This is a genomic window from Mesorhizobium sp. B1-1-6 (genome assembly GCF_006443035.1).
GTDB lineage: Bacteria > Pseudomonadota > Alphaproteobacteria > Rhizobiales > Rhizobiaceae > Mesorhizobium.
Map to the genome: position 1 here is coordinate 1 of NZ_VFWR01000021.1, position 10,961 is coordinate 10,961.

The following is a 10,961-nucleotide window of genomic DNA, read 5'->3' on the forward strand; positions in this document are numbered from 1 at the left end:
GTGAACCGCTTCGACGCCAAAACAGAAGCGGACAGATCATGTGCTACCAAACCGGACAACTTGATTAGCTACCGACAGAGCAAGCGGCAATCCCGGATGTCGCAGGGCCGGAAAAACCGGCATGTGCGGAAACAGGACTCCGTGGTTCCCGGAAACCAGGCCTTAACCACCATGACAGGTTGTATGGGGTTGCGGCCCCGGCATCAACCGCCGATTCATCATGTCTGGCGCAAAAAGCGGCATCCCGCTGTCAGCAACGGGCTAGGCATTTCCGGGGGTAAGGATGCTTCTCAAGAAATTCTGGCGCTCGAAAAGCGGCAACTTCGCGCTTTTGCTCGGGATCGGCTTGCCGGCCATCCTGTCGGCGGTGGCCTTCGCAGCCGATGTCTCTACCATCATGCGGGCCAAGAGCAACCTGCAGAATGCGCTCGACGCGGCAAATCTCGCCTCCTCGCATCTCGGCGATCTGGACATCACCCGCACCGACGCCTTCAACCGCTATTTCCAGGCCAACGTAGCCGGACATGGCGAACTCACAAATGCGCAGGCCACGTTGACGGTCGACAGGGGCGTCAACTTCGTCAAGACGAAGGCCGTCGCCTCGGCTGACGTCGATTTGAACTTCGCCTTTCTGCTCGGTGAGAGCAGGCACATCGTGGTCGATGCCTCGGCGGTCGAATCGAACAACCAGCTCGAAGTCGTGCTGGTTCTGGACAACACCGGCTCGATGGCCGGCGCCAAAATTGCTGCCCTCAAGACAGCGACGGACAATCTGCTCAAATATCTGGAAGCGGCGCAATCACCGACGCGCAAGGTCCGCGTGGCGCTGGTCCCCTTCGTCACGGCTGTCAATGTCAACGGCGACGGGTTCGACCCGTCCTGGATCGACATGGACGGCAAGTCATCCACCAATGGAATCAATTTCCCCGTCATCAACGACAAGCGTCCCAATCATATGGCGCTGTTCAGGCAGTTGATGAAAGATCCGGCCTCTGCCGCCAAATTGACGGGGTGGAAGGACGGCAAGGGGGAGGATACGGGTTGGAAAGGCTGCGTCGAGGCGCGGCCTGGTGTCCTTAATATCGCCGATACGCCGCCTGATCCACGTTACCCTGACACTCTGTTCGTGCCTTATTTCGCGCCGGACAGTCCGGGAAAGGGGACGAGACCTTCCAGCGGCTATTCAAACGATGCCTATCACTACAACAATTCCTTTATCGACGACGCCCCCGACGAGGCCAAACTTGCTCGGAATGGCGGACTGAATATTCTCGGAATAGATCTGAGCGGCTTGCTTGGAAGTGCTGCCGGGCTTTTGCGGGGTGATCTTGAAACAGTCGCCAAATATGTGGCGCCGCAGAACACCGCCATTGCCACCGCGGTCACAAACGATCCAAACGCCTTGCAATTGACGGTGGGGCCAAACCGGTCCTGTCCCTCGCCAATCGTCCCCTTGACCGAAGACTTTACAAAACTTCGCAACGAGGCCGCCAAGATGCTTGCATGGGCGGGGTCCGGCACCAATGTTTCCGAGGGCCTGGCCTGGGGCCAGCGAGTGTTGTCGCCGAGTGCGCCATATGCCGAGGGGACGCCTTGGAAGACGCCTGGGGTGAGCAAGATCGTCATGTTGCTCACCGACGGCGAGAATGTCGTCTACGGCGCCAGCAACGAGACGACCAAGTCCGACTATACGTCCTATGGTTTTCTCGCGGGCTCAGCCTATGGCGCTGCCGGTCGGCTTGGATCGGACAATCAGACGACCGCCGCGCGCAATGTCGACGGATGGACCAAAAGCGTCTGCACGCAGCTGAAGAAGCAGGGCGCCGAAATCTACACGATGGTGCTGCAATCCGACACCGCCGCCAACCGCACGCTCTACAGCGCCTGCGCCTCGGATCCCAGCGACTACTACGCCGTCAACGATCCAAACAAATTGCCGAACGTGTTCCAGCAGATCGCCAACAAATTCTCGAAATTGCAACTGACGAATTGAACGCTCGACCCCGCTGGGCGGCATCCTGGAAGGATGCCGCGAATTTCAGCTCATATGGGCGACGACCTTGTCCACCGTTTCGGGGAAGAAGTCGGGCGCCGCGTGGCGTTTGCCGAACATCATGTCGTATTGCAGCAGCCGGAAGTCGCGGATCGCCGGGTCGATCTGCTTTTGCCGCGCCCAATCGGGCGTGGCTTCTCCCGCCGGCGTCAGCAGCAGATTGCGGTCGACCACGCGGTAGCGTTCGCGCATCTCGCCCAGGAAGCCGGTATAGTAGGGGTGGGTGATGCCGGCCGTTTTCAGGATGTGATAGGGCAGGAAGGCGGGGCTGACGGCGCCCATGTCCTTGGCAGGGCCTGTGCGGTTCGACCAGATGACCAGTGGCGTCTGATGATGCTCCAGCGCCGCCTCGGCGGAAGCCTCCTTGCGCGGCGCGACATTGTCCTTCATGAACCCGGTCTCTACATAGACCGGCCCAAGCGGCGGCAGATGGTCGCCGAAGAAGGCGATGACGGTGGGGCGAGAGCGTTTCTTTGCCCATTCGATCAGGCGTTCGAGACCGCGGTCCGCGTCGGCCGAGCCCTCGGTGTAACTCAGCAGCGATTCACGCGCCCATTGGCTGATCGGCGCCTGCACGGTGTGGGTCGGGTTGTAGTAGCGGTTCGGCTCGTAAGGGCCGTGGTTCTGCAGGCTGACGGCAAAGAAGAACACCGGGGCATCGCTGGCATCGGCCTCGCTGATGATCTCGTCCGTCATCGCCGCGTCGGATGCCAGCGGCCCGCGCTTTTGCATCGGCGGCAACGTCTCTTCCGATCTGAAGTCGTCGAAGCCGAAATCGGCATAGACCGCGCCGCGGTTCCAGAACCAGTTGGTGCCCGGATGGATGGCGCGCGCCCTGTAGCCCTCCCTCTTCAGGAAGGTCGCCAGCGACGGCGTCGGCGTGCGCACATATTGCTGGTAGGGGATGCTGCCGGCCGGCAGGAAGGCGTTGGAGAAGCCGGTCAGTGCCTCGAACTCGATATTGGCGGTCATGCCGCCGAATTCGGGTGAGAACATGGAGCCCGAACGCAGCGCCCGCACGTTGGGGATCGGATCGGGCGTGATGGTGACCCCGGGCAGCTTGGTCGGATCCCAGAAGGATTCGCTCATGACGACGATGATGTCGGGCTTTTCCTGGGGCACCGAGGCGGTCACCTGCGGCCTGTCGATGGCCGCGATCGCCTTTTCCGAATAGCCTGGCGGCGCCGAGACATGCGCCATCGGCACGTTCAGCGCGAAGGCGAGCGCAAAGCCGTTGGAGGCGTAATTTTCCTTCTGGTCCCACATAATCGGGATGATCTGCAGCCGGTCCCGGGTCCAGGAGAAGGTGGCATAGTCCATGATCGAGACGAAGAAGGCGAGCAGCGGCACGGCCAGCGTCAGCCGGGCGAGACGGCCCTTGCGGCTGAGTATGGGCACTTTTCGACGCCAGACCCGCCAGCCATAGATGAGCAGCGACAGGCCGGCGACGATGCCGACAATCATGGCAAGGGCAGTCATCGGACGGTCACGCACCAGAAGCGGCAGCAGCGCCACGATCTGGCGGGAGTAGAGGAAATCGGTCGGGTAGAGGGGATCGCCGAGATAATGTGATTTCTGGTGACCGATGAAAGCCAGCGAGAGCGTCAGCGGCGCGACGATCATCAGGCTTTGATAGCTGCGGCCGAAAACGGCATCGAGGCCGACCAGAACCAGTGCGAACACCACGATCGTGGTCCAGCCCGGCTTGAGCGGCTGCAGGAAGAAGGAAACCGTGCCGGCGAAGTCGCCGCGCACGATCAATTCGATGGCGAACACCAGGACGGCCGCGATCAGCAGGCTGGTCAGCCCATAGCGTATGGTCGGCCACTTCCGTCCCGGCAGGTAGCCGGTGGAAGGATCGTCTTCCAGAAACTGTGGCGCGGCTTTGCCTGCGCCTTTCGAAATCCTAGCCACTTTAACTTCCCCACCCAGCGACAGACCCGTCACTCGATTGTCATGGAATTGTCACGCAAAGCTAGCGCCTGTGGCGGAAATAAGAAGAGCCAGCAAACGATTCGTGAGCGGTTTTCATCAGGAGTGATCGCCAAAAAGCCTTTTGGAACAGGCACTCGGCCGGCAAAGCTGCCAAGGGGCCGGGTCGAACCGGGCTTGACTTGGCAGGCCGCGTTGCGTCACAGGCAGGAAAATTCGTGTATCAGGCAAGCAGAACCGAGCTTTGGGAGCCCACACATGGCCGTTGCATTCACCTTTCCGGGACAAGGCAGCCAGGCTGTCGGCATGGGCAAGGACCTCGCCGATGCCTTCCCCGAGGCGCGTAGGGTTTTTAGCGAAGTCGACGACGCGCTCGGCGAAAACCTGTCGAAGCTGATCTGGGAAGGGCCGGAAGAGACGCTGACGCTCACCGCCAACGCGCAGCCGGCGCTGATGGCCGTATCGCTGGCCGCGATCAGGGCCTTGGAAGCGCGCGGCTTCTCGCTGAAGGACAAGATTACCTACGTCGCTGGCCATTCGCTGGGCGAATATTCGGCGCTTGCCGCCGCCGGCTTCGTCTCGGTTGCCGATGCCGCCAGGCTGCTGCGCATCCGCGGCAATGCCATGCAAGCGGCGGTGCCCGCCGGCGAAGGCGCCATGGCGGCGATCATCGGACTGGAGCAGGCCGATGTCGAAGCCGCCTGCGCCGAGGCTGCCAAAGGATCGGTCTGCCAGATCGCCAACGACAATGGCGGTGGCCAGCTGGTGATTTCCGGCGCCAAGGCAGCGGTCGAACTGGCTGCCAAACTGTGCACGGAAAAAGGCGCCAAGCGAGCGCTGATGCTGCAGGTCTCCGCGCCCTTCCATTCGGCGCTGATGGCGCCCGCCGCCGAGATCATGCGCGAGGCGCTGGCCGGGGTAACCAAGAACGCGCCTGTCGTGCCGCTCGTCTCCAATGTCACGGTCACTCCGACCAGCGATCCCGAAATCATTGCGCGCCGTCTGTTCGAACAGGTGATCGGCCGCGTGCGCTGGCGCGAGACGGTGGAGTGGTTCGGCGCGAACGGCGTCACCACGCTCTATGAAGTCGGCGCGGGAAAAGTGCTTTCAGGGCTGGCCCGGCGCATCAACCGCGAATTCGCCACGGCATCGGTCGGTTCCGCGGCCGAGGTCGAAACCGCACTGGCGGCGCTCGGGTGAGGCGCCGCGTGTGAATTTGATGGCGCGGCTTGTATCGCTGAAGATATTCCGTTGGTGATGGCAATCGGATACCCGCGAGACGTATACAGATAAGGTTGCTCGCTGAGCTTCCGAAACCAAAGAGGAAAACACATGTTCGAACTGACCGGCCGCAAGGCACTTGTCACCGGCGCGTCGGGAGGCATCGGCGAGGCGATCGCCAGGGTGCTGCATGCGCAAGGCGCCATCGTCGGCCTGCACGGCACGCGCGTCGAGAGACTGGAGGCGCTGGCCGCCGACCTGGGCGACCGGGTGAAGCTGTTTCCGGCCGACCTGTCGAACCGCGACGAGGTCAAGGCGCTCGGCCAGAAAGCGGAGGCCGATCTCGAGGGCGTCGACATCCTAGTCAACAATGCCGGCATCACCAAGGACGGGCTGTTCGTGCGGATGTCGGACGCCGACTGGGACAGCGTGCTCGAAGTCAATCTGACGGCCGTGTTCAGGCTGACGCGTGAGCTGACCCATCCGATGATGCGCCGTCGCCACGGCCGCATCATCAACATTACCTCGGTGGTCGGCGTCACCGGCAATCCCGGCCAGACCAACTACTGCGCCTCCAAGGCCGGCATGATCGGCTTTTCCAAATCGCTGGCGCAGGAGATCGCCACCCGCAGCATAACCGTCAACTGTGTCGCCCCGGGCTTCATCGAATCGGCGATGACCGACAAGCTCAACGACAAGCAGAAGGAGGCGATCATGGCCGCTATCCCGACGCGCCGCATGGGCACCAGCGCCGAAGTGGCGTCCGCCGTCGCTTATCTTGCCTCCAACGAGGCCGGCTACGTCACCGGCCAAACCATCCATGTGAACGGCGGCATGGCGATGATCTGATCGGGTCGGCCAAAGCATGCATTTCGGGCCGGGCCCGGGCATTCGCGGTGGCTTTGAGACGGCGACAGGCAACGCCTGGGCGGGCTGTGAAAAGCGACCATTTCGGCTTGGACGCCCACGATTTTTCGTGTAATGCGGCCCGCAACCCGGCGGTTCGGGCAAAAACCGGTCTGCGGCCATTGCGTTTCCGGCGGGACCATCTTTCAGCTTGATTAGCGGCATTCCGCCCGCTAACGAAGACAGACAACCAAAAGACGAGGATGCCCCAAATGAGTGACACCGCAGAGCGCGTCAAGAAGATTGTCATCGAGCACCTGGGCGTCGATGCCGACAAGGTGACGGAGCAGGCGAGCTTCATCGACGATCTGGGCGCCGACAGTCTCGACACGGTCGAACTCGTCATGGCGTTTGAAGAAGAATTCGGCGTCGAGATCCCCGATGACGCGGCTGAAACCATCCTGACGGTGGGCGATGCCGTGAAGTACATCGACAAGGCTTCGGCCTGACGCTTTCCGCAGTCATCACCGGGGAGGACCTGCGATGAGGCGTGTCGTCGTCACGGGCCTTGGATTGCTGTCGCCGTTCGGCATGGGCTTCGAGCACAGCTGGAAGGAACTTCTGACCGGCCGCAGCGCCGCCAAGCGCATCACCGAGTTCGAGGTGGAGGATCTTGCCTGCAAGATCGCCCATGTCGTTCCGCGTGGTGACGGCAGCAACGCCACCTTCAATCCCGAGGCGGTGCTCGAGCCGAAGGAACTGCGCAAGATCGGCGACTTCATCCTGTACGGGATCGCAGCCGCCGACGAGGCACTGAAGGATTCCGGCTGGCAGCCGAAGACCCATGCCGAGCAGTGCGCCACCGGCGTTCTGATCGGTTCGGGCATTGGCGGCATCGAAGGCATCGCCGAGAACGCGATGATCCTGAAGGAGCGCGGCCCACGCCGCATCAGCCCCTTCTTCATCCCCGGCCAGATCATCAATCTCGTCTCCGGCCAGGTTTCGATCCGGCATGGGCTGAAAGGCCCCAACCATGCCGTCGTCACCGCTTGCTCGACCGGCGCGCATGCGATCGGCGACGCAGCCCGGCTGATCATCTGGGGCGATGCCGACGTCATGGTCGCCGGCGGCGCCGAAGCGCCGGTGACGCGACTGTCGATCGCTGGCTTCGCTGCCTGCCGTGCGCTGTCGACCGAGCGCAACGACGCGCCGCAAACGGCTTCGCGGCCCTATGACCGCGATCGCGACGGCTTCGTCATGGGCGAGGGCGCCGGCGTCGTCGTGCTTGAGGAACTCGAGCATGCCAAGGCGCGCGGCGCGAAGATCTATGCGGAAGTGACCGGCTACGGCCTGACCGGCGACGCCTATCACATCACCGCACCGGCTGAAGATGGCGACGGCGCATTCCGTTGCATGACGGCGGCGTTGAACCGGGCAAAGCTGACGCCCGCCGATGTCGATTACATCAACGCGCACGGCACTTCGACCATGGCCGACACGATCGAGCTCGGCGCGGTCGAGCGGCTGGTCGGCAATGCCGCATCGAAGATTTCGATGTCGTCGACCAAGTCGTCGATCGGCCATCTCCTCGGCGCGGCAGGGGCTGCCGAAGCGATCTTCTCGATCCTCGCCATCCGCGACAACATCGCGCCGGCGACCATCAACCTTGACAATCCGGAGCGTGAGACCGCGATCGACCTGGTGCCGAACAAGCCGCGTGCCCGCCAGATCGACGTGGCGTTGTCCAATTCCTTCGGCTTCGGCGGCACCAACGCTTCACTGGTCTTCCAGCGCTACAATGGCTGACCGTCCGCCTGCCGGACGGCGCTTCGGCGTGTCGTCAATTTTGCCATATTCGCCCCTACTCTGCCGCAGGGGATTCGTTGAGAGATCAAACGGTAGGGCGAAATGAACACAAATCCGGCCGGCAACGGAGAGTTCGGGCAAGGGCAGGCGACATCGGGGCCGATCGTACCGAAGACAGCCGCCGAAGCCTTGCGGCCGGAGGCCGGCACGCCACCGCCGAAGCGCTCGCGTGCTTCGCGCAGTCAGGTCGTCGTGTTCATGAACTTCGTCATCTCCTTGGTGATGCTGATGGTTCTGGCGGCGGGTATCGCGCTTTACTTCGGCAAGCAGGAATTCACCGAGCCCGGCCCATCGGCCAATGGCGACACCTTCCTGGTCAAGCCGAACACCGGCGTCCAGGATATCGCCGACCAGCTCGAGCGGCGCGGCCTGATCAGCGACGCCCGCATATTCCGTCTTGGCGTTAGGGCCTTCGGCAATGATTCGGCGCTGAAGGCCGGCGAATACGAGATCAAGCCCCGGGCGTCCATGCGCGACATCATGGAATTGCTGAAGAGCGGCAAGTCGGTCATGTACTCGCTGACCATTCCCGAAGGGCTGACAGTCGAGCAGGCGCTGGCGCGCATCGCAGGCGAGCCCGCCTTGAGCGGCGACATGCCGGCCACCGTGCCTCCAGAGGGCAGTCTCGCCACCGATACGCTGCGCTTCACGCGCGGCGCCACGCGCCAGCAGATGATCGACAAGCTGCTGGCCGACCAGAAGAAGCTGGTCGAGGAGGTCTGGCAGCGGCGCGCCGCCGACCTGCCGCTCGCCAGTATTGACGAGTTCGTCACGCTGGCCTCGATAGTCGAGAAGGAAACAGGCAAGGGCGATGAGCGCTCGCGCGTCGCCGCGGTCTTCCTGAACCGGCTGGCCAAGGGCATGCGCCTGCAATCCGATCCGACCATCATCTACGGTCTGTTCGGCGGCAAGGGCAAACCCGCCGACCGGCCGATCTATCAGTCGGACATCCAGAAGCCGACGCCCTACAACACCTATGTGATCAACGGCCTGCCGCCGACGCCTATCGCCAATCCCGGCCGCGCGGCGCTGGAGGCGGTAGCCAATCCATCAAAGACCGACGACCTCTATTTCGTTGCCGACGGCACTGGCGGACACGTCTTCGCCGCCACGCTTAACGAGCACAATGAGAACGTTGCGCGCTATCGAGCCCAGCAGAAGAAGCAAGTCGACGACGCGGCCAAGGCTGATGCCAAGGTGGAGGGGCAGACCGACGCGCCCATTGACGGCGACGCGGGGGCGGCCCAGTAGCGGCGCACGGTTTTTCCAGCTCGTCCACGCTATCGGTTGAAGACAGGAGCGTTTGGATTTATCGGGGCGCCTCGTAAGCCGATTGGCAGGCGGGCATTTCGGCTTTCTGAAGGTGCGCGAGGCCGGATCAAGCAGTATCCGTAGTACGCGCCAGGGGGTATGCAGGCACCATGAATTTGCAGAGCATGACCGGGTTTGCGCGTGCTGTCGCCGAGCATGACGGCACCTCGATTGCCTGGGAGGTCAAATCCGTCAACGGCAAGAGCGTCGAGGTGCGGCTGCGGCTGCCGCAGGGCTTCGAGCGGCTGGAGCCGGCCATCAGGCAGACGCTTCAGAAACGTTTCGCGCGCGGCAATTTTCAGGCGACGCTGACCATCACGCGCGCCGCCGGAATGCAGTCCCAGCCCGTTGTCAACGAGGCCTTCCTCAAGGACCTGGCCGGGCTCGCCAAGCGGATCGAGGAACAATTTGGTGTTGCTCCTGCGACCGCCGACGGATTGTTGTCGCTGCGCGGCGTGCTCGATATTCCCGAGACCACCGAAACCGAGGATGTGCGCACGGCGCTCGACAACGCCGTCATGGCGGCACTCGAGGTGGCGCTGGAGGGGCTGGAGCGGTCCCGCCAGGGTGAGGGCGCGGCACTTCGCACGCTTCTGCTGGGCCACATCGACGCCATCGAGGCGCTGACGCTGGGCGCTGAAGCGGATCCGTCGCGCGAACCGGCGGCCATCCGCGAGCGCCTCGCCGAACAGGTGCGGCTCTTGATGGATGCTTCGGCCAACCTCGATGTCGGCCGCTTGCACCAGGAAGCCGCCTTCCTCGCCACCAAGGCCGATATTCGCGAGGAGATCGACCGCTTGAAGACGCATGTGACGTCCGGTCGTGCGTTGCTTTCCGGCGGCGGCGCCATCGGACGCAAGCTCGATTTTCTGGCACAGGAATTTAACCGCGAATCGAATACGCTGTGCTCAAAGTCGAACGCTGCCGCGGTCACCGCCATTGGACTGGAACTGAAGGCCGTGGTCGATCAGTTCCGTGAACAGGTCCAGAATCTGGAGTAGCCGATGGTCGCCAGGGATTTAGGGTCCCGCATTCGCCGCCGGGGCCTGATGCTCGTGCTGTCGTCGCCGTCGGGCGCGGGCAAGTCGACGATTGCGCGCAACCTTCTGGAAAGCGATTCCAGCCTCGAATTGTCGGTCTCCGTCACCACCAGGCCTCGCCGCGGCTCGGAGATCGAAGGCGTTCACTATCATTTCCGCACCATGCGCGAGTTCGAGCGGCTGCGCGATTCCGACGCCCTGCTCGAATGGGCGGAGGTGCATGGCAATTGCTACGCGACACCGCGCGAGCCGGCGGAACTTGCGCTGGCTCAAGGGCGCGACATGCTGTTCGACATCGATTGGCAAGGTGCCCAGCAGCTCAAGGAAAAGATGCGCGCCGACATTGTCTCGATCTTCATCCTGCCGCCGTCGATGAAGGAGTTGAAGGCAAGGCTGAAGCGCCGCGCCGAGGACCAGGAAGCGGTGATCGAGACGCGGCTGAAGAACGCGCGCAACGAGATCGAGCACTGGAAGGAGTATGATTTCGTCATCGTCAACGATGATCTCGATCGCGCCTTCGCCGAAGTGCGCGGCATCGTTGTCGCCGAGCGGTTGCGGCGCGATCGTCGGCCCGGCTTGTTCGACTTCGTCTCGGGACTTTTGGACGAGAAGACGAGCTAGCCTTTCCTTTGCCCACGAAGATGGGCCGGCGGACAAGCCGAAGGCCGGCAGCACCAAACGATGTGCCCGGG

At 62.9% G+C, this 10,961-nt stretch carries 9 protein-coding genes; 8 read left to right on the forward strand and 1 reads right to left on the reverse strand.

The window, feature by feature from the left end; all coding sequences use genetic code 11:
- Window positions 1–283 precede the first annotated feature (283 nt).
- On the forward strand, window positions 284–1,993 hold the full coding sequence (locus FJ979_RS29285) for a pilus assembly protein (protein WP_140584446.1): 1,710 nt from the start codon (window positions 284–286) through the stop codon (window positions 1,991–1,993).
- A 45-nt stretch (window positions 1,994–2,038) separates the two neighbouring features.
- On the opposite strand, the gene FJ979_RS29290 is transcribed toward FJ979_RS29285, so the two are convergent.
- Window positions 2,039–3,967 (reverse strand): LTA synthase family protein, encoded by a 1,929-nt coding sequence (locus FJ979_RS29290; RefSeq protein ID WP_224646406.1) that lies wholly within the window; start codon window positions 3,965–3,967, stop codon window positions 2,039–2,041.
- A gap of 276 nt (window positions 3,968–4,243) precedes the next feature.
- On the opposite strand from FJ979_RS29290, the gene fabD reads away from it, so the two are divergent.
- The 7 genes from fabD (at window position 4,244) to gmk (ending at window position 10,890) form a co-directional block, all read left to right on the forward strand.
- Window positions 4,244–5,185, forward strand: coding sequence for an ACP S-malonyltransferase (fabD, locus tag FJ979_RS29295; RefSeq protein ID WP_140584447.1), 942 nt, complete (start codon window positions 4,244–4,246; stop codon window positions 5,183–5,185).
- Between the two features lie 132 nt (window positions 5,186–5,317).
- A complete protein-coding gene (gene fabG / locus FJ979_RS29300; protein WP_140494457.1) occupies window positions 5,318–6,055 on the forward strand; it encodes a 3-oxoacyl-[acyl-carrier-protein] reductase in 738 nt (245 codons plus the stop codon).
- A 269-nt stretch (window positions 6,056–6,324) separates the two neighbouring features.
- Window positions 6,325–6,561 carry an acyl carrier protein gene (locus FJ979_RS29305; protein ID WP_006203723.1) on the forward strand — a complete coding sequence of 79 codons (237 nt, stop codon included), beginning with the start codon at window positions 6,325–6,327 and terminating at the stop codon, window positions 6,559–6,561.
- Between the two features lie 34 nt (window positions 6,562–6,595).
- Window positions 6,596–7,858 (forward strand): beta-ketoacyl-ACP synthase II, encoded by a 1,263-nt coding sequence (gene fabF / locus FJ979_RS29310; RefSeq protein ID WP_140494455.1) that lies wholly within the window; start codon window positions 6,596–6,598, stop codon window positions 7,856–7,858.
- A gap of 102 nt (window positions 7,859–7,960) precedes the next feature.
- Window positions 7,961–9,169: an endolytic transglycosylase MltG gene (gene mltG, locus FJ979_RS29315; protein ID WP_140494453.1), complete on the forward strand. Its 1,209-nt coding sequence runs from the start codon at window positions 7,961–7,963 to the stop codon at window positions 9,167–9,169.
- Between the two features lie 170 nt (window positions 9,170–9,339).
- Window positions 9,340–10,230, forward strand: a complete 891-nt coding sequence (locus tag FJ979_RS29320) for a YicC/YloC family endoribonuclease (protein WP_140584448.1) — start codon at window positions 9,340–9,342, stop codon at window positions 10,228–10,230.
- A gap of 3 nt (window positions 10,231–10,233) precedes the next feature.
- Window positions 10,234–10,890, forward strand: coding sequence for a guanylate kinase (gmk, locus tag FJ979_RS29325; RefSeq protein ID WP_140494448.1), 657 nt, complete (start codon window positions 10,234–10,236; stop codon window positions 10,888–10,890).
- Window positions 10,891–10,961 lie beyond the last annotated feature (71 nt).

Coding starts and splice junctions, on each gene's coding strand:
- fabD (WP_140584447.1), top strand. CDS start 4,244: ATGGCCGTTGCATTCACCTTTCCGGGACAAGGCAGCCAGGCTGTCGGC.
- mltG (WP_140494453.1), top strand. CDS start 7,961: ATGAACACAAATCCGGCCGGCAACGGAGAGTTCGGGCAAGGGCAGGCG.
- FJ979_RS29305 (WP_006203723.1), top strand. CDS start 6,325: ATGAGTGACACCGCAGAGCGCGTCAAGAAGATTGTCATCGAGCACCTG.
- FJ979_RS29285 (WP_140584446.1), top strand. CDS start 284: ATGCTTCTCAAGAAATTCTGGCGCTCGAAAAGCGGCAACTTCGCGCTT.
- fabG (WP_140494457.1), top strand. CDS start 5,318: ATGTTCGAACTGACCGGCCGCAAGGCACTTGTCACCGGCGCGTCGGGA.
- fabF (WP_140494455.1), top strand. CDS start 6,596: ATGAGGCGTGTCGTCGTCACGGGCCTTGGATTGCTGTCGCCGTTCGGC.
- gmk (WP_140494448.1), top strand. CDS start 10,234: ATGGTCGCCAGGGATTTAGGGTCCCGCATTCGCCGCCGGGGCCTGATG.
- FJ979_RS29320 (WP_140584448.1), top strand. CDS start 9,340: ATGAATTTGCAGAGCATGACCGGGTTTGCGCGTGCTGTCGCCGAGCAT.